Consider the following 25,465-nt stretch of genomic DNA (forward strand, 5'->3'; position numbering starts at 1 on the left):
ACTCCATAAAGATAGAGCAAATCGACATGCGCCACATCACAATCGAAACCGGCGATGATGGTATCGCCATCCTGACGCTGGACAATGCCGACGAAAGCATGAACGTCGTTTCGGAAGCATGGCTATCGGAAATGACCGCGGCCATTGCGACGATCAAAGCCGACGACGCCATCAAGGGACTGGTCATCACTTCGGCCAAGAAAGCGTTCATGGCGGGCGCTGACCTGAAACTGCTGGTCGACGGTTATGGAACGCTGACGCGGGCGGAGGCCTATGCGTTCAGCCAGTCGGCCACCGCCATGCATCGCGCGCTGGAAACGATGGGCAAGCCCGTCGCCGCCGCACTGAACGGCCTGTGCCTGGGCGGCGGTTTCGAATTGGCGCTGGCCTGCCATTATCGCGTGCTGGTGGACGATCCCAAGGCCGTCGTCGGCCTGCCGGAGGTGAATGTCGGCCTGCTTCCCGGCTCGGGCGGCACGCAGCGGCTGCCGCGCATCGCTGGCGTCAAAACGGCGCTCGATCTGCTACTGTCAGGCCGTTCGGTGAAGCCCGCCGATGCGTTGAAGCTGCGGATCGTCGATGCCGTGGTGCCGGCGGAACAATTGATCGAAAAGGCCAAGGCATTGGTCGCCGCGGCCCCGGATGTCGAACGCGTCTGGGACAAGAAAGGCTTCGCCCTGCCCGAATCGCGTGGGATGGTCCTGCCCGAATCCGCCGCGATGTTCACCGCGGCGACAGCGGGCGCCATCGGCAAGGCTGGCTATAATCTGCCCGCACCTGCGGCCATCCTGTCCTGCGTGTTCGAGGGCGTGCAATTGCCGTTCGATCGGGCGCTGTCGGTCGAAAGTAAATATTTCGCGCTGCTGCTGACCGATCCGGTTGCCCGCAACATCATCCGCACCAGTTTCATTTCCAAGCAGGCTGCGGAAAAGGGCGCCCGCCGTCCCAAGGGGATCGACAAAAGTTCGGTGCGCAAGATCGGTGTGCTGGGCGCAGGCATGATGGGGGCGGGCATCGCCTTGGTCGCAGCGCAGGCCGGCATCGAGGTCGTGCTGATCGACCGCGACATCCCGTCGGCGCAGAAGGGCAAGGACTATGCCGTCAAAATATTGGGCAAGGCGGTCGAGAAGGGCGGCATGGCACAGGATGCGTGCGACGTCATACTCGCGCGCATCCTGGCCACCGACGACTATGCGCCGCTGTCGGATGTCGACCTGATCGTCGAGGCGGTGTTCGAGGATGTCGCGATCAAGGCGGAAGTCACCAAGCGGGCCGAGGCGGTCATGCCGTCGTCCGCGATCTTCGCGACCAATACATCGACCCTGCCGATCACCAATCTGGCTCAGGCGTCGGACCGTCCGGATCAGTTCATCGGCTTGCATTTCTTCTCGCCGGTCGATCGGATGGGGCTGGTCGAAGTCATCATGGGCAAGCAGACCAGCCCGGAGACGCTCGCCAAAAGCCTGGATTTCATCGCGCAGATCCGCAAGACGCCGATCGTCGTCAATGACAGCCGCGGCTTTTACACGAGCCGGGTGTTCCAAATGCTGATTAACGAAGGCGCCGCGATGCTGGCCGATGGCGTCGAGCCGGCACGGATCGAAAATGCGGCGAAATCGGCCGGCTTCCCGGTCGGTCCGCTCGCTTTGCTTGATGAGGTTACGCTGGACCTGCCGATCAAGATCGTGGATCAGGCTATCGCGCAGGAGGGGACGTCTTTCGTGCCGCCCGCCGGCATGCCTGCGATGTACCGGATGCGCGACGCCGGTCGCACCAGCCGCAAGGCGGGCGGCGCCTTCTACGACTATCCCGAAGGGGGTACGAAGCATCTGTGGCCCGGCCTGGCTGAGTTGTTTCCGCCAAAAGCGGAGCAGCCGGACCTCGCAGAACTCAAGCAACGCCTGCTCTATGCGCAGGCGATGGAGACGATCCGCTGCCTCGAAGAAGGCGTGCTGGAAACGCCCGAAGATGCCGATCTGGGCGCCGCCTTCGGCTGGGGATTCCCGATGTGGACAGGCGGGACGATCAGCTATGTCGACACCATTGGAATCGCCCGGTTCGTGGCAGAATCCGACCGGATGGCGCAGCTGTACGGGCCGCGCTTCGCGCCGTCTTCCTGGCTGCGTGACAAGGCGGCGAGGGGTGAGCCCTTCTACCCCGCCAAGGACGTCGCCGCGACGAAGGAAGCCGAATGCGCCGCCTGATCTTCGAACCAGAGCACGAACAGTTCCGCGACAGCGTCCGGCGTTTCATGGAAACCGAAATCGGTCCCCATGCCGAGCGCTGGCGCGAGGCGGGACAGGTCGATCGGGAGGCCTATACGAAGGCCGGCGCGCAAGGTTTCCTTTGCACCTGGGCGGACGAGACTTATGGCGGCGCCGGCATTGACGATTTCCGCTTTGAACAGATCATCATCGAGGAGAATATGCGCCACGGCGACATAGGCTTCTATATCAATCTGCACAGCGATCTCGTCGCGCCCTACATCGCCAAGCTCGGATCCGATGCCCAGAAAAGGCGCTTCATGCCGGGCATCGTCAGCGGGGAGACGATCCTGGCGGTCGCGATGACCGAACCATCGACCGGCAGCGACCTCGCGGGCATGAAGACACGGGCCGAGGACAAGGGCGATCACTGGCTGCTGAACGGCGCCAAGACCTACATTTCCAACGGCATATTGGCCGACCTGGTGATCGTGGCGGCGCGTACCGACCCCCATTCGCGCCATGGTCTCGGGCTGTTTCTGATCGAGCGGGGGATGGAAGGGTTTGAGCGCGGGCGCAAGCTCGCCAAGATGGGCCTGAAGTCGCAGGATACCGCCGAACTGTTCTTTACCGACGTCAAAGTGCCGAAGGAAAACATCCTGGGCGATCCGACGCAAGGCTTCCGATATCTGGCGCGTTTGTTGGCGCAAGAACGGCTGGTAGCGGCCATCGGGTTCATGGCGACCGCGCAGACAGCTTTCGACCTGACGCTGGACTATGTGAAGGATCGCAAGGCATTTGGAAAGCCGATCGGCGCGTTCCAGAACAGCCGGTTCAAGATGGCGCAGATGCGCGCCGAACTGGATGCGATCCAGACCTATGTCGACCAGTGCGTGGTGCTTCTCAATGCGGGCGAACTGACGGCGGAGGACGCTTCGGCGGCGAAACTGCTGGCGAGCGAGCTGGAAGGCCGGGTGATGGACGACTGTGTCCAGCTGCATGGCGGGGCGGGCTATATGGACGAATATCGCATCAGCCGCATGTATAGCGACGCGCGGATCAGCCGGATATTCGCCGGGACAAGCGAGATCATGCTTGAGATCATCGGACGCGGCCTTGGCCTAGACGAACGCAAGCTGGGTTAGGCCCGCCAGATACCCAGGTAATTTCATGGAGAAAGAAAAATGTCAGTTCTGACGGGCAAGACCGCGCTGGTTTCGGGGTCCGGCAGGGGCATCGGCAAGGCGATCGCCCTGAAACTTGCCAGAGCGGGCGCCAATATAGTCGTAAACGACCTGGACGAGGATGTGGCACAGCAAAGTGCCGAAGCAATCCGGGCGCTGGGCGTTGAAGCGGCCGTTCTTTCGGGCGATGTCACAGCCCCCGATTTTGGCGATCGTTTCGTACAGGCTGCGGTCGATACTTTCGGCGGCATCGACATCATCGTCAATAATGCGGGCTATGCCTGGGACAGCGTGATCCAGAAGACGACCGACGAACAATGGGCGGCGATGATCGATGTCCATCTGAATGCGCCCTTCCGCATCCTGCGCGCGGCTCAGCCGATCATCGCCGCCGCAGCAAAGGCGGAAATGGCGGCGGGCGGAAGGGCGCGGCGGCGAACCATCGTGAATATCTCTTCCGTGGCCGGGCTGGGCGGTAATCCGGGGCAGGCGGGCTATGCGGCGGGCAAGGCGGCGATCGTGGGCCTAACCAAGACGCTGTGCAAGGAATGGGGTCGCTATAATGTGACGGCGAACGCCATCGCCTTCGGCGCCATCATGACCCGCATGACGGCTGGCGAAGCCGGCAAGTCGACCATCACCATGAAGGGGCAGGAGATCAAGGCGGGCGTCAGCCAGGAGATTTTGGAGAGCATGGAGCGGGGCATACCGCTCGGCCGCGCGGGCACCCCGGATGAAGCCGCAGGGGCCATCTATCTGCTCTGCCTGCCGGAAGCGGACTATATTTCCGGGCAGGTCATCACCGTCGGCGGTGGCTGGACGCTTTAGCGGTACGCGCGCGTTATTCCGGCCATTGCGGGCGCCGTCCCCACATGCCCTGGAATATGGGCTTCATCGGATCCGGGACGATGCCGACACCGACGCCCGTCCCGAAATTGAGACCGCGCCGCTCGTGGATGCGCCAGACGCCTGCGACGCGGCGCAGCCGGTCTTCATAGCCACCCACCGCCAGCAGATCGGTTTGTCCATAAGGATCGGCATCGGGCTGGTTCAGCCAGTGCCAGGCCATGACACGGGATGATGTCCGCGCCTCGTCCCCATCGACGGCGATGATGATGTTCGAGATATTGTGCGAGCAGCCCTGCAACGCATCCTTATAGCCCATGACCTGCGCATGGATGGCGTCGCGCCCTTTCACGTTGGCGCCACCGAAATCGACATTGGCGTCCAGGGTGAAAATCTCGCTCGCGACCCGCTCAAACTGCCCGGAGTCGAGATAATGGGCGTAGAGCAGCAGCCGTTCCTCGATGGCGATCCGATCGGCGAGCAACTGTATGTCGAGCGTCATGGAAGGATCACGCCGTGCCGGGCCGAAAGCGCGGTGGTGATGTCCCACAGCGCTGCCGCTTCTGCTGCCGGTACGTCCATTGGTTCAGGTGTGAACCTGTCCGGCTTGGGCAGGATCGCCACCTTGAGGGCTGGTGGCTCGGCGTCTAGCAACAGGCGGATGGCGTTGCGCGCGGACTTGTCCGGGGTCGTCCCGAAGCGGGCCATGATCCGCATGATCAGCGGCATGTCCGGATCCTGCATCGCCTTGGTCTTGGTCGACCCCACACCGGTCGCGTAAAGCCGCACGGGCAGATCGGCCCATTGCCGCGCCGCCTCGTCCAGAAATTCGAAACCTTGGACATGGGTAGTCAAAATGGCTTTGAAAAAGGACCATTTGCGCCGCTCGAATTGCAAGTCGTCCAACACCGGACGCGCCATCTTATAGGGCACCGCGCCCGCAATATGGACGATCCTGCCGTCCCCCGACGCAGCCAGTTGCGCGACGCACAACCGGTTAATGATCGCGCGGGCCAGATACTGGATGGCAAAGGCGAATTCCAGCCCGTCGGGTGTCACGATCTTGTGACCGAATGCGCTCATCGCGCTGTGTGTCAGCCCATGGAGTTGCGGCTTCCAGGCCATGATCCCGTCGGCCGCCGCCTTCATGCCCGCGACGGTCGACAGGTCCGCGGCCAGGAATTGCGCCTCACGCGCGCCCGCAACGATCATGTCCCGGACGGCCGCATCCCCGGCATCCTTGTTGCGCGCCACCAGCAAGATCGCCGATCCACCGCGCGCCGTAGCCATTGCGGCCGCGCGGCCGATCCCGTGCGTACCGCCGACAAAGACGAAATTGCCCTTACGCTGCTGCATCACCCACACCCCACCAGGCCGCCATCGATTGGCAATTGCGCTCCGGTAACATACCCCCCGGCGCGCGAGCACAGGAATATGACTGCGCCGGCAATATCGTCCGGGGCGCCCAACCGCTTCATCGGGATATGCGTGAGCAGGGAAGGATCAACCTTGTCCTCGTCCCGCATATGGGCGGTCATCTTCGTCGGGAAGAAGCCCGGAACAATGGCATTGACGGTGATATTGTCGTGGGCGAGATCCCCGGCAAGGTCGCGCGTCAGCATGTGAATCGCCGCCTTGCTGGCGGCATAACTGTACGCCTGGAGCCGCTCGACCTTGACGCCCGCAACCGACCCGATGTTGATGATGCGCGCGGGGTCGCCGCCCGATCCGCTGGCACGCAGCAGGGGCAGCAACTCGCGAACCATGGTAAAAGGCGTCTGGACATTAACGGCCATCACGCCGGGCCACGCCTTGTCGGGAAAGCTGTCGATCGGCCCGCCCCAGGTCTTGCCCGCATTATTGACCAATATGTCGCATTTGCCGACGTCGCTGGTGTAGCGCCGCACCAGTTCGACGGCCGCCTCGGGTGTCGACAGGTCTGCGGCATAGGCCGTGCACGGACCGATCGCGCGCATTTGCGCGGCCGAATCCTCGGCGATCTGTGCATTGCGCGAGGTGATGGCGACAGCGGCGCCGGCGCGCAGCAGGCCCTCGGCGATCATCCGCCCCAGGCCCTGCGCGCCGCCAGTCACCAGCGCATATTTGCCTGTCAGGTCGAACAGGCCCTCGCTCATACTGTCACCACGATCTTGCCGAAATGATGATTGTCGCGCAGGTGCAGCAGCGCTTCCTTCGCCTGATCCAGCGGGAAAGTCTTTTCGATCACCGGCTTGATCTGATGTTTCTCGGCAAACAGCAGCATGTCGCGGAAGTCCTGTGGATCGCCCACCTGACTGCCCACAATGCTGGCGCTTTTCAGGAAGATGTCGGTCGCGTTGAACTTCACTTCATTGCCGGCGGTCGAACCGTAAATCACGATCCGCGCGCCCGGGTTGATCGCGCGGACATAATTGGCGAAGCTGGGGGATGGAGCGCCGTCCAGCACTACGTCCACACCACCCGTCAGCTTGCCCACCTTCTTGCGCCAGTCCGCGTCGGTGTAGAGCAGCCCGCCCTTGGCGCCCATCGCGATGGCGCGGTCGATCACGTCCTGGCTTTCGCCTGTCACATAGACATTGGCGCCCTTTGCCACGGCGAAGGACAAGCCAAAGGTCGCCACGCCGCCACCTACGCCGCTGATCAGGACCGTTTCGCCCGCTTCCAGTTTCCCTTTGAACATCAACGCTCGCCAGGATGTCAGTGCGGTCAACGGCATGGCGCCGGCTTCTTCAAAGCTCATGAAGGCAGGCTTGGGCGCCAGATTATCAGCGGGCACGCATACATATTGCGCGATGGTGCCGGGAAAGGGCATGCCCAGCAATCCGAAATCAGCGGCAGGGGCATGGCGGTTCGCGCCCCAGTTTCGGCCCGGATAGAGCACCACCGCGTCGCCTACAGACACGCCGGTCACGCCAGCGCCCACCATGTCGACGACACCAGCGCCGTCACATCCCAGCGTCGCGGGCACGGTCATGCCGGGGTAGAGCCCCTGGGTGATGAACAGTTCGCGATGGTTGACCGAAGCGGCCTTCACCGCAACGCGGACCTCGCCGGCTTGCGGCGTGGGTGTGTCGATCTCTGCCACGCGCACACTGTCGGGGCCATCCGCCGATGCAAGAAAAAGTGCCTTCATTATCCTATCCCTCCCGGAACTGCCGTTGCATTGCTGCGCTCAGAAAGAGCGCGGCAAGCCAAGCGTCTCGGCGATGCCGTTGCGAACCATTTCATTGGTAATCGGGCCGATCCGCCACAGGCGGGAATCGCGCCAGTAACGCTGCATGTCGGTTTCCGCCGAATAGCCCATGCCGCCCAGTATCTGGATGCCCAGATCCGCCGCCTTGTTGGCATTTTCCGATGCGACCAGCTTCACCATGTTGGATTCCAGCCCGCAATCTTGCCCGGTCGTCATTTTCCACGCGGCATAGTTGACCAGCAGTTCGGTGGTCGTCTGCATCGTGGCGATGTCGGCGACATAATGCTGGAGCGCCTGAAACTCGCCGATCAATTTTCCGAAGGCCTTGCGCTGCTTCATATAATCGAGCGCATCTTCCAGCACGCCGTCAATGACGCCCAAGCAGAAGGAGCCGACCATGATCCGCTCATTGTTGAGCGTGGGCAAGAGCATGTACCAGGCTTTGTCGGGCTCACCGAGGACATATTCATCGGCGACGAAAGCATCCTCGAAATGAATGGAACAACTGCCCATCGACCGCATACCCAGCTTGGACAGCGGCGTAATCTTTACGCCCGGCGTATTGGTGGGCACCCAAAACAGGGTCAGGCCCTGATGCTTCTTCTGGACATCCTTGTTGGTGCGCGCGATCACCAGCAGATAGTCGGCGACATGGGCGGAAGATGACCAGATTTTTTCGCCGTTCAGCTTCCAGCCGCCCTCCACGCGATCGGCCGTGCTGCGCATGCCACCCAGCAGGTCGGTGCCACCGCTAGGTTCCGTGAACGCGATCGCGGCCTTGAGCTTTCCCGATGCGATGAGCGGAAGATATTTACGCTTCTGTTCTTCGCTGCCGTAAATGCCAATGGACTTGGACCCTGCAAAGGAGGTTATGCCCCATATCCAGGCTAGGCCACCCAGCGATCGCGCCAGTTCACGCGCCAGCACCATCTGCATGATGACGTCGCCACCCTGACCGCCATATTCTTCGGAAATGCCGACGCCGTGGAACCCCGCTTCGGTAAACTTGTCCCACAGGGCGAACGGATAATTATGCTCGTCCTTTTCCAGGTCCCGCGCCCAGCTCTTTGGAACTTCCGCATCGACCCAGCGATGCACCATGTCCTTGAAGGACACATATTCTTCAGGCAGTCCGAAATCCATTGTCTTCTCCAATTGCCGTGCAGCCGGGCGTCACGTGTCGTGTGTCCTTCTGATTGGCTATGGCCCTTCTGCTCACCTGCCTTTAGATAGGTGGAGAGCGCAGCCGTTCGTGATCGACTTCACCGGCTGAACATAAGCTCGCCCGCACGAGGCGAGACGGCAAGGAGAGCATCGGTGAACGTCATTCCGTCGTCCGTGATACCCCCGCGCGAAAATTTCATACCTGTCGAACGGCAGGGGCTGCGTGCTCTGACTCAATCTGTTGGCGGATCGCGGGTAACCAGCGTTTGCGCTCCAGCCGGATATGGCAAAACGACAGCGATAAGACATTGGGTGAACGCTTTTCGGGAAGAAGGGCGACCAGTCTTGTGGATTGCCTGCCGGTCGGCCTTTGCAAGTGTTGTACAATTTCAGGAAACGTTGCGTGAGGCCGGCATTTCGACGGGATTTGAATGGCGTGGGGTACCCTTCGCCGATCTTCAATCTCATATGATGACGGATTTCGCAGCGCTGAAGCAGCGTCCGGTTCTGGTGATAGAAGACGCGCAATATCTACCGCCCGATGCGATCGAGTATTTGACCATGATCATCGGCAATGCCCGCGACAGTCTGACCACGATCCTGTCCAGCCGAAACCAGACCGCTATTCCTGTCGCGCGCTTGCGTTCCCTTGGCTATCTGACCGAAGTCGGCGTGGATGAACTGCGTTTTTCAAGTGAGGAAACCGCAGGATTGATAGCGGCCATGGCGCGCGAGCCTGTCGACGTGCAATGGAGCCATATCGTTCATCATTCGATGGCTGGTTGGCCCGCGGGCACGATGATGGTTGCTTGCTTTCCCGTTCCCCGCGATATTCCCAAGCTTCGCAATGACGCCGGCCTGGTGCGGCTGCGCGAGAATGTCCGTGCCTATTTCGAGGAAGAAGTGCTCTTGCCGATGCAGGGCGAAATGCGTCAGTTCCTCACGGATATCTCGATACTGGATCGGATCGATCGCCATGAGGCAATGGCCATTACGACGCGCGGAGATGCGGGCGCCTTTCTGACCGCAGCAGTTCGGCAGGGCCTGTTCATCGATATTGTCGATGGCGAAGCGGGCATCCATGCGATGCACCCGCTGTTTCGCGAGTTGATGCATGATCGGCTGCTGGATCGCGATGCGGCACGCGCCAGCCTGCTTCACAAGCGCGCAGCGAATTATTATCTGTCGCGGGGCCAACGGTTGGCGGCGGTCGAACAGGCTGACGCGAGCGGCGACCTCAACTTCCTCGCCGAAACACTGGAGGATGCCTGCGAGGCGCTGACTTATGAAGGTCATTTGCCCAAGATCGTGACGCTGGCGGAAAAGTTGCCTTGGACCCTGCTGTCGCGACGTCCGGGCATCATGCTCTGCGTGGCGTGGCGCAAGATTCGGGCATTGGCCTTTCCGTCGGCGGAATATCTATTAGCGGCGGTGGAAACTCAATTGGATCGCATGCGGAAGGGGGCCGATTGCGACGCGCCCGGAATCGCCCGACTCGATCTTTTACTGCGCCACCGCCGTTCGCTGCTGGCCGCAGCGCGCGACGACATGCCGCTGGTCGAAAGGCTGAGCGAGGAACTGCTTGGCGAATTTGGCGACGACAATGGTTATATCAGTTGCACCTTGCTGGCCCAGCTCATGGCGGCACGACGGGAATTGTTCCATTTCCATGACACGCTGAAGCTTGAAGCGGAGACGCGGCGCGCCCTAGGTCGGCCGGGTTCCAGATTCGCCTCGATTGCGCTTAAGGCGGCGGTCGCGCCAACGCTGGCGGTGCAGGGCAAGACCGCCGCTGCGCGGGAACTGCTCGAACAATCCCTGGAAATGGCCAGGGCTCATGACGGCATTGGTTCGGGGCTTGCCGCCTTGCCGGCATTGCCGCTCGCGGAATTGCATTACGACATGGGCGATCTGGCCCGTGCGCGTGATCTGGTGGATCATCATCTGAGTGCCGCGCGCGAATTGGGTTATACCGATCAGCTATGTGCCGGCCACCTGGTCAGGGCCCGCCTGCTGGCGGCGGAAGGCAATGTGTCAGCGGCCTTGGCGGTGTTGGAGGAAGCCCATCTGGTCGCCCTGGAATGCGGCCTGGATCGCCTGCGCAGTTTCGCCATGGGACTGCAGGTTCAGATATTGCTGCGCGAGGGACATCGGGAGGCTGCGGCCATGGCCTACCGCGCGGCGGGGTTCGATCAGGATGTCGAGCCGGTGCCGACCATGACGCCAAGCCGGTGTCAGGAGGCCGGAGCGATTGCGTGGGTCAGGCTGGAAATACGTCAGCACCGGCTGGTGCGAGCGCGGCGGATCGCGCGGCGCTGGCAGGAACTGGCCAAGCGCAGTGGGGCGATACGCTCCGTCGTGCTGTTCGACCTGCTGCTCGCGGAAATCGCTGTGCTCGGCGGTGAGGCCAGTGAGGCTCGGCGCCATATTCGCAGCGCAGCGGCGGCAGCGGCGGAGCCGGGCTGGGTCCGCATATTCATCGATGCAGGGGAAGTCGTGGGCAAGCTGCTGCTAGAAGCCTATGGTGACAGTCCGCAGGTCGACAATGTCGTAGACAGGTTCGCTGCTGGTCTATTGGAACGGTTCGGTTTGAAGCAGCCGGTCGAGGCGGATGACGAGTCCGAAAGCGGCCTTGGCGACCGGATTGCGGGCCGCGAGATAGAGATATTGTCTCTGGTGAGCGGAGGCCTGCGCAATCGGGAAATCGGCAATCGGTTGGGTCTGACCGAAGGCACGGTCAAATGGTACATGCAGCAGATATACGACAAACTCGGGGTCCGGCGTCGGCCACAGGCTGTCCTGCGCGCCAGGGCATTGGGGCTGTTGGGCTGATACCCTGCCGCTTGGCAGGGTGGTGATTCGATGGACTCGTCCACGGCACCAATGAACCAAAAAGGACATCGCCATAACATGAGCAAGGGCAAGGTCATCATCAGTTGCGCCGTGACGGGGGCGATCCATACGCCGTCCATGTCGCCCCACCTGCCGATCACTGCCGATGAGATTGCACAATCGGCGATCTGCGCGGCACAAGCGGGGGCGGCGATCATTCATCTCCATGCCCGCAATCCCAATGACGGGCGCCCGGACCAGAATCCCGACCTGTTCGAACCCTTCCTCAAAGTCATTCGCCAACAGAGTGATGCGGTGCTGAACCTTACTACCGGAGGGCATCCATCGATGCCGGTGGAGGAGCGTATCCGACCCGCGCAAAGGTTTGCGCCTGAAGTCGCGTCGCTCAACATGGGGACGATGGGCTTTGGCCTGTTTCCGATGCTCAAACGCTATACTGACTGGAAATATGACTGGGAGCCGACAGCATTGGCGGCGTCGAAAGATTTGGTATTCAAGAATACATATGCCGACATCGAGCATATTCTGGCTATCCTGTCGCCAAAGGACACCCGGTTCGAGTTCGAATGCTACGACACCAGTCACCTTTATAATCTCAAATATTTTCTCGATGCCGGCCTCGTGAAGGCACCGCTGTTCATCCAGACCTGTTTTGGCATCCTGGGCGGTATCGGCAGCCATCCTGACGACGTAATGCACATGAAGCGCACGGCCGACCGCCTGTTTGGCGATCAATATCAATGGTCGGTGCTGGGTGCGGGCGCGCGGCAGATGAGCATCGTCGCCATGGCGGCGTCCATGGGGGGCAATGTGCGCGTGGGGTTGGAGGATTCACTCTGGGCCGGGCGCGGAAAGCTGGCGACGACCAACGCCCAGCAGGTGACGCTGGCCCGTACGATCATTGAGGGGATGGGGTTGGAAGTCGCGACCCCGGATGAGGCGCGGGCGATGCTCGACCTTAAGGGCGGCGATCGGGTGAATTTCTGACATGGCGGGACCATTATCGGGCGTCAGGCTGGTCGAAATGGATGCCATCGGCCCGGTGCCGCTGGCGGGGATGCTCTTGTCCGGGCTGGGGGCGGATATTGTTCGTGTTGGTCGGCCGGGGCAGGGGGCGTGGGCCGATGTGGGCGCGGCGGTGCTGCATCGCGGACGCAGCCATGTTGCGCTCGACCTTAAACAGGCGGCCGACCGCGATCGCCTGCTCGACCTGCTCGATCATGCCGATGGCCTGATCGAGGGATCGCGGCCAGGCGTGATGGAGCGACTGGGCCTTTGTCCCGATGTCTGTCTCGCGCGCAATCCCCGGCTGGTCTATGGCCGGGTTACGGGCTGGGGCCAGACCGGGCCGCTGGCGCAGGCCGCGGGGCATGACATCAACTATATCGCGCTGACGGGCGCGCTCCATGCGATGGGAGACAAGGGCGGGCGTCCTTTCGTCCCTCTCAATCTGGTGGGCGACTATGCGGGGGGCACGATGTTTCTCGCGCTGGGCATGGTATCGGCAATCCTGTCGGCGCGCGCGACCGGTATTGGCCAGGTCGTGGATGCCGCGATGGTGGATGGTGTCGCCAATCTGATGAGCCTGTTCCAGGCCTTCCTCTCGACCGGGCAATGGCGGGACGAACGCGGCGTCAATCTGCTCGATGGCAGCGCGCCCTTCTATCGTTGCTATGCCTGCGCGGATGGCGGCTATGTGGCAGTTGGCGCGCTGGAGCCGCAATTTTTTGCGAAACTGCTCGCGGGCTTGGATCTCGATCCAGCTGATTTTGTCCAGAATGAAAAGGCGTGCTGGCCTGAAATGGAGCGACGTTTTGCCACTGTCTTTGCTGCTCGGACGCGCGATCATTGGGAGGCGCATTTTGCCGATACCGACGCCTGCGTCACGCCGGTCCTGTCGATGCGCGAGGCAGTCGGCCATCCTGCCAACACCGCACGGCACATGTTCGTGCGGCACAACGATGTCGATCAGGCAGCGCCGGCACCGCGCTTGTCCGCAACGCCCGGCGCCATCGAGCCCTCGATCGCGATCGACATGGATGCCGCGATTGCCCGCTGGTCCTGATTTCGATCAGGCGTTGGGGCGCACGAAGAGGTAGGGCGCAAGGTCGCCTTGCCTGGGCGTCGACTGCAACAGTCTGCCCAGTGGCGGCAAAGCAGCAAGAAACGCCCGAAAGGTCGGTCCGCTCGCGTGCGCCATCAGCGCGGCCTCGTTTCGCCATAGCTCGATCAGGTGAAAGCGGTTGACCGCATCCAGATCGCGCGTGAAGCGATACTGGATGCAGCCATCCTCGACCTGTGTGGCGACCATGGTTCGGCGCAGGAGGGACGCCATCTCTTCCTCCCGGCCTGGCAACGCTTCCAGGCTGACGTCGAACAGGATCACCGCGCCGCGCTCAATAGGCGCCCGGTGGCGTGATGTTGGGCAGGGCGCCCAGATTGTCGCGGCCGTAAATCTCATAGCCGATCATCGGGTTGTTCTGGATATGGCGCAGTCCGACATGGACGTCCCGCCAGTAACGCTGCAGCGGGTTGCTGAGCGCAAAGGCCGACGACCCGGAAATGAACATGATCTGCTCCACCGCGGCATGGATCAGGCCGATCACCTGCGCTCCCTGGGCGCGTTGGCGGCTGCACACGGCGAGGGGCGGCTTTTCCCCCTGCAAGGCTAGGGCATCCAGTTCGGCGAGGCAGGCGAACAGCAATGTTTCGGCGCTGTCGAGTTGCGCGGCGACCCGACCAAGCTCGTGGATCACCACTGCGGACTCGGTCCGGGCCTTGAACATGGTCGTCACGACGGGTTTTGTCTTCGATTCCGCCTCGCAGATTTGCTGCATCCGCCGGGCGGCGCCCAGTAACTGGGCTATGCCAGTCGCGCGCACGCTGGGCACCGGCGACATCCAGTCCGATGCTGCGCCGAAATGACGCTTGCCCGGAACGATGGTGCCATAGGGCTTGTCCATCGTGACGATCATATGGTCGGGCACGAACACGTCCGTCGCGACGCTGGTATCGGAACCGGTGCCCTGCATGCCGGTCACGTACCAGCTATCCTTCATTTCGATCTGGCTCATGGGAATATAAGCCATGCTGATGCCCGGCGCGGTAGGGACATTGTCCCCTTCGAACAGGATGCCGCATTGCGCCCAGTCGGCCTGGCGGGAGCCGGACGTATAGGGCCATGCGCCGGTGACGATAAAGCCGCCGTCCACCTTTCGCGCCTTGCCCGGCGGGTTATAGGCGCCGCAGATCAGAGTCGGACCATTCTTGAACAACTCATCCTGAAGCGCGTCGGCGGTCAGCGACCCGATCCAGCTGGTGCCGTTGATGATCTGCACCACCCAGGACATGGACGGATCGCCCTTGGCAATTTCTATCTGGACGCGGGCGAAGGCTGAGAGGGAAAGGCCCACCCCTCCGACCCGTTCGGGCAGCAGCAGCGAAAATGCGTCCATCGCGCGCAGCGCCTGCTCGGCTTCCTTGGTGGGCGACCGCAGCCTTTCGGCCTCCGGGGCCTTTTCCTGCAACAAGGGCTGGATGGCGCGCGCCTGCTCGATCAGGCCCGGCAGCTTATGATCCGCAAAGGGCGTAATCCTATCATCAGTCTTGAGCAGGGTAGCCATGCTTATATCCTTTCCTAAGATTGTCAGGCTGGCGGCGGAATGCGGATCGTCGGGTCGCGCAAGGCGGCCTCGATCAGATTGGCATGTTCCTGCCAGCGAATGGGCCAGAGAGGGTCGGTAGGCAGGATCAGTCGGCTGACCTGCAAACGGATCATCATTTCGACAATCCCGTCGCGATCGATCGGTGAGCGACGCTTCGCCTCGAAATGATCGAACACCGGGTCAAGCGCGTCGCGCATCGCGGCGCGATGCCGGACAAAATGGCTGCGGAAAAACTCCACCACGAACGCGGGCTCGACGAGCAGCGTCTTGTCCGATTCCTGCAAGGTGCTGTAGTCGTTATGATAGCGCAGCACGGCGTTTAGCCGCTCAACCGGATCCGCGATATCGCGGGCGACATCGCGGATGCCGTTCTCGAACGTCAGGGAAATATAGTCGCTGACTGCCGCCAGCACGTCTTCCTTCGTAGCGAAATAGCGATAGAGCGTCCCGCGTGACACGCCGGACACGTGGCAGATGTCACTCATCGACAGACGGTTGGCGCCGCGCTCGCCCAGCGCCTGCAACGCGCCCTTCAGGATTCTGAGAACGCTGGCAGGGGGGCTTTCCAGGGAAACGGCATTGTCCCTGATCCGATGCCCGTCTTCGGGCGCTCGTTCGCTATCTTCCATCTTGCCAGCTCCATTGTTGCGTTCACGCCACATGGCGCAAGCTTTCGGAGGTGCCAATGACTGATGCGTGAATGGCCTTGTCCATGTCCATGCGCTCGTCGCAAAAGCGGCCTGTCATGGCATAGCCTCGCACAGCGCCGTCGCCGTCGACGAACAGATATTTGAGCGCGTCTTCATGCTCTTCGATGCATCGCCAGTCGCCCGAGAGACCGGCCGGTGGTGGCAGCAGGACCAGCGGGCAGGCACTGGTCTTTACCTGAACCGACAAGGGTGGGAATTGCATGGATGACGGCGTGCCCGTCGCGGTCGCGGCAATGGCGCGCGCCGCCGTCATGATCGGCGTGACATAGGCGGACAGGCCGTGGGGATATTGGGCGCAATCCCCGATTGCATAGACATCGGGGGCGCTTGTGCGGCCGTGATCGTCCACGATAATCCCGCGCCCGACCGTGATCCCCGCCGCTTGGGCAAGGGCGGTATCGGGACGCAGGCCGATCGCGGATATGACGATGTCGGCCTCGACCGTTGCTCCATCCGACAAGGTGAGACGATAGCCTGTCACCGCATGATCGATGGCCGTAACACTCATGCCGAGGCGCCAATCCACACCTTGTCCCGTCAGGGCATCGCGAACTGCCCGCCCGACCTGCGTTGGCACCAACTGACCCAGCGGGCCTGCCAGCGGGTCCATGACCGTGACGCGGTGGCCGACATGGGAAAGGTCATTGGCAAATTCGGTACCGACCAATCCGGCGCCGATGATGGCGACATGCATGTCTGCTGCCAATGCAGCGCGAAAGGCGACATAATCGTCCAGCGCATTGATGCAAAAAGGCGCTTCGGCGGCATTTCCATCCAGCCGCATCCGCACAGGCTGCGCGCCCGTCGCCAGTGTCAGCGTATCATAGTTCAAGTTCTCACCACCGACCGATATGGTGTGTGCTGCCGTATCGATCGCGGTGACCCGCATATTCGCGCGCAGGCAGATCTTCTGGGTAGCCACCATCCGTTCGGCTGGCATCGTCACCAGCGCGTCGGGCGATTTCTGCTTGGCCAAAGCCGTGGACAGCGCCGGCTTGGAATAGAAATGGCCCGCGTCCCGGGTCATGACCATGATGGTCGCGTTCGGATCGTTACGGCGCAATTCGCGCACGACGCCATATCCGGCCAGACCACTGCCGATAATGATATGGGTTCTGAACGCTTCGCCCGACACTTTTACGTCCTCATCCTCATTTGCTTGTGCGCAATATACAGATTGCGCAATATCTGTGCAAGATGTAAAACGTACTCAGCGTTTAACGGAAGGATCAGGAGAGCGTCATGTCGAGCCCACGGCTCAAGATCGTCATCGATAAGGCCGCCTGCTGCGGCTATGGCGTCTGTGCGGAAATATGCCCGGACGTGTACAAATTGGATGCCAACGGTATCGTCTATGTGGACGATCCGATCGTGCCCGAGGGTATGGAAGATCTGGCGCGGGAGGGGTGTGATGCCTGCCCGCAATCGGCGTTGGCGATCGAGGAAGTCGATTGATTGATGGCGACCGGGCGGTCATCGGGTGATGGCCGCCAGATCGGGCGGCCGGGAATCATAGCGCGGCAGGTGCTGGCCGCCATCGGCATGGATGGTCTCGCCATTGACGTAACGCGCCATATCGGAAACCAGGAACAGCACGACGGGCGCGATATCGGTTTCCGGATCGCCGACGCGGCCCAACGGATTGCCAGCGGCGGCCATCGCGCCAAACCCAGGATTGTCCCGCTCCAGCGCCTCGAACACCGTGCCCGCCGCAGCTGGCGCTATGATATTGGTGCGAATGCCATAACGCGCCCATTCGACCGCCGCCGACCGGCTGAGGCCAAGGATCGCCGACTTGCTCATATTATAGTCGGCATGCAGCCAGGCGGCGGCTTCGGCATCGATGGAATAGAAGTTCACGAAAGCGCCACCGCCACGCGCCTGCATATGCGGCAGAGCTGCGTGCATGAACCACCATGTTCCCCATGCGCCCGCGCCCATCGTACGGCCCAGCATATCGTCGGTCTTCTGTTCCAGCAGGACATTGGGGGTCAGCGCCGACGCATTGTTGATGACGATGTCGAGGCCGCCAAAATGTGCGACCGTCCGCGCGACGGCATCGTACACCTGCCGCTTGTCCGATACGTCGGTATGCTGGAATATGGCCGTGCCGGGATAGGTCGCATTGATTTCGTCTGCGGCCGCCTGCCCATGATCCTCGCTGATCTCTGCAATCGTCAGTCGGATACCTGCGCGCGCCAGGCATCGAACGATGCCCCGGCCTATGCCTTGTCCACCGCCGGTTACGATAGCGATCTTGCCGGCTACGCCCATGTCCATTCTGCTCTCCCTTCCTCCGCCCAGCGGGGGTATCGGCGCGCAGAATATTCCCTCGATGGCCGCCGCTACACCTGTCTGGGGACAGGCAACAATGCCGTATCGCCAGGATATGATCTGGTCGGCAAATGTCTTGAAGATCAGGAGTCCGTCCATGCCGCGATACAGCAGCGCCGATCATCCTCTTATCCAGGCCGTGGCGTGGGAACCGGAAAAGCCGGCCGAGCGCGTCAATGACCATATCCTGTATTCGCGGGGAACATCCAATGCCCATCTCGTGACGACGACGGCGGGCGACATCGTCATCAATAGCGGCATGTCCTACCAGGGGCCGCGGCACCGCGAACGGTTCGAGCAGTTGCTGGGGCGCCCGCTGGATGTCCGGACGATCATCCTGACACAAAGCCACCCGGACCATCTGGGGGGATGGGCCGATTTCGCGGACGACCGCACCGAAACCATCGTGACTCGGCTCTTCCCGGACATTCAACGGGAACGCGCCATGCTCAACCCGTTTTTCGGCCCGCGCGGCGCGCGGATCGTCGGCAATCTGATGCCCGATCCCAGGCATCTAAGCGCCTGGAAGCCCGAAGCCAATGTCGCGGCCTTCGAAGCGGCGACGCGCTTTGTCGACAGTCACGCCTTCACGCAGGGCGACACGCGGGTGCAACTCTACGCAACGCCCTCCGGTGAGACGATCGATGCCCTGATCGTCTGGCTGCCCGATCACAGGACGGCATTTACCGGCAACTTCCTGGGCGCTCTCTATGGCGCGCTGCCGCATTTTTATACACCGCGCGGGGATCGCGATCGCAGCATCCCGCAGTTTCTACGCGATGTCCAGAAACTGATCGACCTGCAACCGGCACTCCTCATCACCGGCCACGGTGCGCCAATAGAAGGGGCGGACAGGATTGCAGGCGATCTCACTCGATTGCGTGACGCGGTGCGTTTCCTGCATGACAACACCGTCGAGGGAATGAATGCGGGCAAGAGCCTGTATCAACTGATGCAGGCCATCCGCTTGCCCCCGGAACTGAAGACCGCGCCGGGCCGCGGCCCGGAACGCTGGTATGTGCGCGCCATATGGGAGGAATATACCGGGTGGTTCCGCCAGGAATCGACGACGGAACTCTATGGCGTGGCGCCTGCCGCGATCTGGCCGGAACTTGCCGCCATGGCGGGCGGCGCGGATATGCTGGTCGCGGCGGCTCAGGCGCATCTGGCCGCCGGACGACCGGTCGAGGCGCTGCATATGCTGGACGTAGCCCAGGCGGCCGACCCCAGCCATGTCCGGGCGCGAAGGATCGAGATCGCCGCGCTCGAAGCGCTGATCGCGGCGAGCGGCGGCGAAAGTCACGATGAACTCACCTGGCTGGAATGGAAGATCGGACAGGCGAGGCAGATGATCGGCGAAATATAGCCGGGCAGGCGATCCATATCCGCCCGGCCAAGAGCGAACCTAAAATTCGGCGGTAAGGCGCACCCCATAGGTGCGGGGATCGCCGGGGAAGATATTCTGCCCTAAAGCGCCCAGAGACGAGCCCCAACTCGCATATTTCTGGTTGGTGAGGTTGCGGCTATAGGCGGAAATGGTCAGGCCGTTCTGTAGGCGATAATAGATGTTGGCATCGACCAGCCAATAGCCTTTTTGCGAAAGCAGATTGGGGTCGTCGTAGAAATATCTGCTCGAATAGGCTGCGCCCAGATGGAAGCCGGCACGGTCACTGTTGGCGAGTTCCGTTTCATAGTCGGCGGCTACATTTCCGGTATGTTCGGGCACGCGCACGAAACGACGGCTGGCCGGATCGGCAACGCCTAAAAAGCTTTTATAGCGGGCCCTGGTATAGCCATAGGTGGCGCTCAGGGTCAGACCCTCCACGGGAATGGCGCTGATTTCGAATTCCGCGCCCTTGATCTCGGCATTGGCCGCGTTGAACACGGACTGGATGACCCCTAGGACCGGATCGGTAGCCAGTACCGTACGCTGGAGATCCTTATATTTGTTGTAATAGGCCGAGATGTTGAGCCGCAGGCGGCGCTCGAACCAGTCGCTCTTGAACCCGGCTTCATAGGCGGTCACCTTTTCCGGATCATAGGGCGATGCCAGCGCAGTCCCGCGCAGGGCAAAACCACCGCTGCGATAGCCCTTTGTCATGGACGCAAACAACAGCGGTCCCTGATCGATCTGATAGGAAATACCGACCTTGGGCGAGAAATTGTCGCCCTTATATCGGGCCGGCCCAGTGAAGGTGCAGGTAGCAAGATCGAAGGTGCACTTGCCGAAGGCCGCCGAACTGGCCACCTTCTTTTCCTTGGTGTAACGCCCACCCAGTGTCACTGTCAGGGCATCGAGGGGCTTCAAGTCGACCTCGCTGAAGACAGCAAAGCTATCATTGTCCAGCATCGACCGGGTGGCCAGTCGATTTGCGTGATTGTTGAGGTCGCGGGTTTCGCCGAAAGAAAAGCTCTGGTCGAAATAATAGACGCCTGCGGTCATCGACAGCCAGTCGGCCAGGTCGGCAGCATAACGCAATTCGCTGCTCCACTGATGCTGGTCATTTTGAACTCCCTGCAGGAAGCCGTTGCTGGGGGTGCCGTCAAAGTCGGTCAATACGCGCGACCGTACCTTGCGATAGCCGGTGATCGACGTCAGTACGCCTGGACCAATGTTGATATTCGCTTCCAGCATGGCGAAATAGACCCTCACGTTGCTGAACCCATCATCGCCCGGCGAAACAGTGAAATAGTCCGATGGCGTGGAATAGCCTTCCCTTTCGGCGAGGGTCAGCGGGCCACCAGGAACGGTATTGGGTGCGACACCCCGCACCACGACGGGGTCTCCCGTCTGGACATAATATTCTCCCAGCAGGGTGACATCGATATCGGTGCTTGGCGTCCAGCGAATACTTGGCCGCGCGACAAAGGTCGAGGTCTGGCCATAGGAGCCTTCGGTCACGTCATTCCTGAACAGCCCTTCGTTCCGGCGTGTAAGTATCGCGACACGGGCAGCCAGTGTGTCGGCGACGACGGGCAGGTTGGCCACGGCCGACCCTTCCAGCATTAGGCCGTTGCCCACACCCAGCATCATCTTGGCCGACCTCTCCTGTGTGGGCCTGGCGGACCGGAACGTCACTGCGCCACCCGTTACGTTGCGGCCGAACAGCGTGCCCTGCGGACCGCGAAGGATTTCCACGCTTTCAATGTCGAACAGTTCGTTCAAAGCGCCATAGTTGGACCCCCAATAGACGCCGTCCTGGAAGATGCCGACGGCGGGTTCATCCGAAGGCGTCGAGCCCGACACGCCCATGCCGCGAATGGCGAAATTCTGCACGCCGCGCTGGGCGGATGGCTGGAGCGATGCGTTAGGTGTCATGCGGCCGACATCGGTCAGGTCCTTGGCCACCGCCCGCTCCAATTGCGTGGATGTGAGCGCGGTGATGGATACCGGGGTTTCCTGCAAGGCTTCGCTGCGCGCGCGCTTGCGACCAGTAACAACGATATCCTCCAGCGTTGATCCGACTGCATCTGTTGAGGAGGAAATTGCCGCGTCGCCCTGCTGGATCGTGGCATCCGCGGCCATTGCCGGCATGGAAATGGTGGCTATCGGCGCGCCGGCGGCCCCCGCGGCAAGAAAAATCGAAAGCGTTTTCATGGCAATCTCCCCCAATTATGATGCGTTTTCGCATCTTGTCCGGGCCTGCGCGGCAAAGGTCGCGACCATATTTGCCGCATCGGCGAGCGCAATCTACCATTTGTTTGATTGATTGCAGACCCGCGCTAAGGACGATTAGCGCGGCTCGGTCCTATCGGACGGAAGGTAGTTTCGCTTCGATATGGGCAAGGCCCTTCGCGCTGGCCAGGCTGCGGAGGCTGCCTCGGACCAGGTGATCTACCAGCAGGTCTCTGGGTCTGTCCTTGTCTGGGCGATACCATTGGTAGATTGCGTTCAGGCCGCTCAGCATCACTTGTGCGGTCAATTGGGAATCCAGGTCATCGGCGATAAGGCCTTCCGACTGTCCAAGTTCGATCAGGACCTGGATTTCGTTTCGCAGGCTGTGGTCGCGCAAGATCCGGTTGCGATGAGCGAGCGGCAGGCGCTGCACTTCATGGATGTAGACGGCGCTCTTTGCCTGGTTGTCTATGATATAGGCGACATATCCGCGGATGACCGACGCCAGTTTGTCGAGCGCGTTGCCAGGCACGGCGGCCTGTACGCGCACCATCGCCAGCCCGTCTTCATGAACCTGCGTCAACAAGGCTTCCAGAAGGTCCGGCTTGGTCTTGATATAATAATAGATGCTGCCTTTCAGGATGCCGACCCGGTTGGCGATGTCCTGAAGCGTGGCAGCGCTATATCCTTTTTCATGAAAGACGACGACGGCGGCCTCCAATATCTCGCGCCAGCGGTCATCACGTGGTTTGCGTACCATCTTGCCGCGAGAAGGCTGATTGGCAGGCGCTTCGTCATGCTGCTGCATCATATCGCAATTCCAGAAGGAGTTTCGTGGCTAAGCATGATGACTTAGATGCGAGCGTCGAATGGCGCAAACTACCGTTGGGTTAGACGCACATGCAGTGGCGCCATCGACCGCATGTAAAGCGCCTGGAACCGGGGCGGGGCTGCGTCTCGATCGAGTTTGATCTCGGAAAAGCGATCGAGCAGCGTTTCGATAGCCACGCGCATTTCGACCCGAGCCAGTTGCGACCCGACGCAGGACCGTGAGCCTTTTCCGAAAGCAAGGTGATCGGTGGGCGCACGGCGGCTGATATCCACGCTAGCCGGACAGCCAAACTTCGCCGGATCGCGGTTCGCGGCTGCGTGGACCAGAATGACAGTCTCTCCCTTCGCGATCGGCACATCGCCGATGACGCTGTCGGCTATGCAGATGCGATGGCGATACTGCACGACGTTGAGCAATCGCAACGATTCCTCGATCAAGGCCGACAACGGCTTGCCGCGGTCGATCCTGATCTGCGCCATCATGTCGGGATCGGCCAGCAGCAGATATAGTGCGTTGGCTATCCCATGGACGGTCGTGTCCGACCCCGCAAAATAGAGTTCACGGCATAGGCCGAGCGCGGCATCTTCGTCCATCTCGATCCCCGCATCGGGGGCCTCCTTCCAGACCCGACTGATGAAATCATCACTTGGTGTGTCTCGGCGTGCCCGGATATAGGGGCGTAACGCGTCATTCAGTTGAGTCGACGCGGCCAATGCGCGATCGCGCAAGGCGTCGCTTTTGTAGCCCGATGCAATGAAATTCACGATCTCTTCGTTGAGTTCGAGGATGCGCGCCATCATCGTGTCGTCCTCGAACGGCATCCCCAACAGCGAACATATGACGCGCGGGGGGATGCGGGTCGCATAGTCTTCGAACAGGTCCGCCTTGTGCTTGCCTCTCAAGCCAGTGGCGACGAAATCCACAATGGGCCGGATGTGACTGTCCCGAAAGCGGGTGACGTTGGCCGGCGACAGCAGTTTCAGGTGGAACCGCCTCAGCCTGTCATGCTGCTCGTCCCGGCTCAACGTGATATTGGCGCCGCCACCCTTGATCTGCCGGGTCAGCTCGTCTGCGAAAATATAGGCGTTGGCGAACTGGCTTTCATCGCGCTCCACCTGGGCGCACTGATCGAAATCCAGGATGAGCCAAGCATTGGCGGATGTATCCCAGACCGGCGACCCGATCGCGCGCAACTGGTCATAGAATGAAAATGGGTCGCGATCGGCAAAAGCGTCGATCGTGGTCCCTTCGGGCACCAGTCGTGTGGCGCGATGCATGTCGATCGGCATGGTCTCTCCTTGGAATAGGCCGTCCACAGCCGTTGCGGCGTCCCCGATGACGCCGGAAGGCTGGCAGCGGCCGGATTAACAATCAACCAGTTGGTTGATAACGGGACATGGCATCTGAGCGCGGTCGAGTGAGCCTATCGATCGGCAGGTCGTGGACGGGGCGGGATGATGGACATGGTGGAGGCGGGCGAGAGGCCGATGCCGCACCCTGTCGATTATGCACCGACCACCACTGCACTGGAAAAGAGTAGTCCCTCAGAGCTGGCTTGGGTGGCTTGAACAGGGATCGGCACTTGATAAGTGGATCGCCTGCGGTCGTTAGCTCGCACTGCCGATATGGGGCGTCATGGAGAAAGGGTGTAGCCCGACCGGAGTGCCGCCCCATATCGGCGGCCAAATTCATGCTGCCATCGCCAGCGGCAGGTTGTCAAAATATGCCTGGTCCGGGGTCCGGGCACCAAGGCTCGAATGCGGCCTCCTTGCGTTGTAAAAGTTCAGATAACGACCGATCGATACCCGGGCTTCGCTGACCGCGGCGTAGGCGCGGAGGTAAACCTCCTCATATTTCACCGATCGCCACAGGCGCTCGACCACTACATTGTCGCGCCATGCGCCCCGTCCGTCCAGGCTGATGGCGATTTCCTCCCGGTGCAGCACGCTGGTGAAGGCGAGCGAAGTGAACTGACTGCCCTGGTCGGTGTTGAAAATCTCCGGCTTCCCGTAGCGCGCAAGCGCCTCCTCCAGCGCCTCGATGCAGAAGTCGGCCTCCATCGTGATCGACACCCGCCAGGCCAGGACCTTCCGGCTGAACCAATCGACGATGGCCACAGATAGACGAACCCCCTCGCCATCGGAATGTAGCTGATGTCAGTTGCCCAGACCTGGTTGGGCCGCACAATCGGCAGTTTGCGCAGCAGGTAGGGGTAGATCTTGTGCCCTGGCGTCGGCTTCGATGTGTTCGGGCGACGGCAAATCGCCTCGATCGCCATCTTCTTCATCAGCGTGGCGACATGCTGGCGGCCGATCCCGATGCCTTCCTGCCGCAGCAGATCGCGCAGCATCCGGCTGCCTGCGAACGGAAATTCCAGGTGCAGTTCGTCGATGCGCCGCATGATCCTCAGATCAGCCGCCGAAACCGGCTTGGCCAGGTAATAGACGCTGCCCCGGCTGATCCCCAGTTCCCGCGCCTGCCGTGCCAGCGGCAAACTGTGGGAACGGTCGATCATCGTTTTGCGCTCGGCAACAGACCGGCCTTCCCGAGCGCGCCGGCCAAAAAATCATTCGCCAGCGTCAACTCGCCGATCTTGGCGTGCAGCGTCTTCACGTCGACCGGCGGCTCGCCCGTTTCCGACGTGTTGTCCGAACCAAACACGCCTGCCGAGCCCTCCAGCAACTGGCTACGCCACGTCGCGATCTGGTTCGGATGCACGTCAAACTGCTGCGCCAACTCGGCCAGCGTCTTCTCGCCCTTCACGGCAGCCAATGCCACCTACGCCTTGAATGCCGGGCTGTGGTTCCGGCGGGGTCGTTTGCTCATCTCTGCTCCTGTCTCGCAGCCATCCTGGTCACCGTCAG

General features: G+C 61.5%; 22 protein-coding genes and 1 pseudogene. 9 read left to right on the top strand and 14 right to left on the bottom strand.

The features are described 5' to 3' along the window. Positions 1–26: 26 nt before the first annotated feature. The 3 genes from A7Q26_RS10145 to A7Q26_RS10155 are packed head-to-tail and all read left to right on the top strand — an operon-like array spanning position 27 to position 4,216. Complete coding sequence (locus A7Q26_RS10145) at positions 27–2,204, top strand: 3-hydroxyacyl-CoA dehydrogenase NAD-binding domain-containing protein (RefSeq protein ID WP_198162907.1); 2,178 nt, start codon at positions 27–29, stop codon at positions 2,202–2,204. Then, positions 2,192–3,349 (top strand): acyl-CoA dehydrogenase family protein, encoded by a 1,158-nt coding sequence (locus tag A7Q26_RS10150; protein ID WP_066859260.1) that lies wholly within the window; start codon positions 2,192–2,194, stop codon positions 3,347–3,349. Before A7Q26_RS10145 ends, A7Q26_RS10150 begins: the two co-directional genes overlap by 13 nt. 39 nt (positions 3,350–3,388) lie before the next feature. After that, positions 3,389–4,216, top strand: coding sequence for an SDR family NAD(P)-dependent oxidoreductase (locus A7Q26_RS10155; protein WP_066859261.1), 828 nt, complete (start codon positions 3,389–3,391; stop codon positions 4,214–4,216). A 13-nt stretch (positions 4,217–4,229) separates the two neighbouring features. On the opposite strand, the gene A7Q26_RS10160 is transcribed toward A7Q26_RS10155, so the two are convergent. From A7Q26_RS10160 to A7Q26_RS10180, 5 genes are read right to left on the bottom strand one after another with little or no spacing between them, the layout of a single operon-like run. Continuing rightward, complete coding sequence (locus A7Q26_RS10160; protein WP_066859262.1) at positions 4,230–4,736, bottom strand: nuclear transport factor 2 family protein; 507 nt, start codon at positions 4,734–4,736, stop codon at positions 4,230–4,232. Next, positions 4,733–5,590 (bottom strand): SDR family NAD(P)-dependent oxidoreductase, encoded by an 858-nt coding sequence (locus tag A7Q26_RS10165; protein ID WP_066859263.1) that lies wholly within the window; start codon positions 5,588–5,590, stop codon positions 4,733–4,735. The genes A7Q26_RS10160 and A7Q26_RS10165 overlap by 4 nt, the downstream gene beginning before the upstream one ends. Then, positions 5,590–6,369, bottom strand: a complete 780-nt coding sequence (locus tag A7Q26_RS10170) for an SDR family oxidoreductase (RefSeq protein ID WP_066859264.1) — start codon at positions 6,367–6,369, stop codon at positions 5,590–5,592. Before A7Q26_RS10170 ends, A7Q26_RS10165 begins: the two co-directional genes overlap by 1 nt. Then, positions 6,366–7,367: a quinone oxidoreductase family protein gene (locus A7Q26_RS10175; protein WP_066859265.1), complete on the bottom strand. Its 1,002-nt coding sequence runs from the start codon at positions 7,365–7,367 to the stop codon at positions 6,366–6,368. Before A7Q26_RS10175 ends, A7Q26_RS10170 begins: the two co-directional genes overlap by 4 nt. 39 nt (positions 7,368–7,406) lie before the next feature. After that, positions 7,407–8,570: an acyl-CoA dehydrogenase family protein gene (locus tag A7Q26_RS10180; protein ID WP_066859266.1), complete on the bottom strand. Its 1,164-nt coding sequence runs from the start codon at positions 8,568–8,570 to the stop codon at positions 7,407–7,409. Between the two features lie 195 nt (positions 8,571–8,765). On the opposite strand from A7Q26_RS10180, the gene A7Q26_RS10185 reads away from it, so the two are divergent. From A7Q26_RS10185 to A7Q26_RS10195, 3 genes are all read left to right on the top strand, one after another. Then, entirely contained in the window at positions 8,766–11,423 is a 2,658-nt protein-coding gene (locus A7Q26_RS10185) for a LuxR C-terminal-related transcriptional regulator (protein WP_232313766.1), read from the top strand. A gap of 78 nt (positions 11,424–11,501) precedes the next feature. After that, positions 11,502–12,431, top strand: a complete 930-nt coding sequence (locus A7Q26_RS10190) for a 3-keto-5-aminohexanoate cleavage protein (protein ID WP_066859267.1) — start codon at positions 11,502–11,504, stop codon at positions 12,429–12,431. A 1-nt stretch (position 12,432) separates the two neighbouring features. Beyond that, positions 12,433–13,509, top strand: a complete 1,077-nt coding sequence (locus A7Q26_RS10195; protein WP_198162908.1) for a CaiB/BaiF CoA transferase family protein — start codon at positions 12,433–12,435, stop codon at positions 13,507–13,509. Between the two features lie 6 nt (positions 13,510–13,515). Here the strand turns inward: A7Q26_RS10195 and A7Q26_RS10200 are convergent, their stop codons facing one another. From A7Q26_RS10200 to A7Q26_RS10215, 4 genes are read right to left on the bottom strand one after another with little or no spacing between them, the layout of a single operon-like run. Further along, on the bottom strand, positions 13,516–13,830 hold the full coding sequence (locus A7Q26_RS10200; RefSeq protein ID WP_066859269.1) for a putative quinol monooxygenase: 315 nt from the start codon (positions 13,828–13,830) through the stop codon (positions 13,516–13,518). 10 nt (positions 13,831–13,840) lie between these two features. After that, on the bottom strand, positions 13,841–15,067 hold the full coding sequence (locus A7Q26_RS10205; protein WP_066859270.1) for an acyl-CoA dehydrogenase family protein: 1,227 nt from the start codon (positions 15,065–15,067) through the stop codon (positions 13,841–13,843). Positions 15,068–15,090: 23 nt separating this feature from the next. Continuing rightward, positions 15,091–15,738 carry a TetR/AcrR family transcriptional regulator gene (locus A7Q26_RS10210; protein WP_084439088.1) on the bottom strand — a complete coding sequence of 216 codons (648 nt, stop codon included), beginning with the start codon at positions 15,736–15,738 and terminating at the stop codon, positions 15,091–15,093. 22 nt (positions 15,739–15,760) lie between these two features. Next, a complete protein-coding gene (locus A7Q26_RS10215) occupies positions 15,761–16,954 on the bottom strand; it encodes an NAD(P)/FAD-dependent oxidoreductase (RefSeq protein WP_066859271.1) in 1,194 nt (397 codons plus the stop codon). A 107-nt stretch (positions 16,955–17,061) separates the two neighbouring features. Here A7Q26_RS10215 and A7Q26_RS10220 point away from each other — a divergent pair, with 107 nt between their 5' ends. Beyond that, positions 17,062–17,274 carry a ferredoxin gene (locus A7Q26_RS10220; protein WP_066859272.1) on the top strand — a complete coding sequence of 71 codons (213 nt, stop codon included), beginning with the start codon at positions 17,062–17,064 and terminating at the stop codon, positions 17,272–17,274. Between the two features lie 18 nt (positions 17,275–17,292). On the opposite strand, the gene A7Q26_RS10225 is transcribed toward A7Q26_RS10220, so the two are convergent. Continuing rightward, positions 17,293–18,099, bottom strand: coding sequence for an SDR family NAD(P)-dependent oxidoreductase (locus A7Q26_RS10225; protein WP_066859273.1), 807 nt, complete (start codon positions 18,097–18,099; stop codon positions 17,293–17,295). Between the two features lie 151 nt (positions 18,100–18,250). Here A7Q26_RS10225 and A7Q26_RS10230 point away from each other — a divergent pair, with 151 nt between their 5' ends. Then, on the top strand, positions 18,251–19,519 hold the full coding sequence (locus A7Q26_RS10230; RefSeq protein WP_066859493.1) for an alkyl sulfatase dimerization domain-containing protein: 1,269 nt from the start codon (positions 18,251–18,253) through the stop codon (positions 19,517–19,519). 39 nt (positions 19,520–19,558) lie between these two features. Here the strand turns inward: A7Q26_RS10230 and A7Q26_RS10235 are convergent, their stop codons facing one another. Beyond that, positions 19,559–21,502: a TonB-dependent receptor gene (locus tag A7Q26_RS10235; protein WP_232313752.1), complete on the bottom strand. Its 1,944-nt coding sequence runs from the start codon at positions 21,500–21,502 to the stop codon at positions 19,559–19,561. On the opposite strand from A7Q26_RS10235, the gene A7Q26_RS25875 reads away from it, so the two are divergent. Then, entirely contained in the window at positions 21,495–21,863 is a 369-nt protein-coding gene (locus tag A7Q26_RS25875; protein WP_232313753.1) for a hypothetical protein, read from the top strand. The two genes, A7Q26_RS10235 and A7Q26_RS25875, sit on opposite strands and share 8 nt — an antisense overlap. Before the next feature lie 39 nt (positions 21,864–21,902). Here A7Q26_RS25875 and A7Q26_RS10240 read toward each other — a convergent pair whose 3' ends face one another. From A7Q26_RS10240 to A7Q26_RS10250, 3 genes and pseudogenes are all read right to left on the bottom strand, one after another. Further along, positions 21,903–22,490: a TetR/AcrR family transcriptional regulator gene (locus A7Q26_RS10240; RefSeq protein WP_198162909.1), complete on the bottom strand. Its 588-nt coding sequence runs from the start codon at positions 22,488–22,490 to the stop codon at positions 21,903–21,905. 158 nt (positions 22,491–22,648) lie between these two features. Beyond that, a complete protein-coding gene (locus A7Q26_RS10245) occupies positions 22,649–23,890 on the bottom strand; it encodes a cytochrome P450 (RefSeq protein WP_066859276.1) in 1,242 nt (413 codons plus the stop codon). A gap of 399 nt (positions 23,891–24,289) precedes the next feature. Then, a pseudogene (locus A7Q26_RS10250) lies at positions 24,290–25,379 on the bottom strand (IS3 family transposase). Positions 25,380–25,465: the final 86 nt, after the last annotated feature.

This window comes from Sphingobium sp. TCM1 (genome assembly GCF_001650725.1).
Taxonomy (GTDB): Bacteria; Pseudomonadota; Alphaproteobacteria; order Sphingomonadales; family Sphingomonadaceae; genus Sphingobium.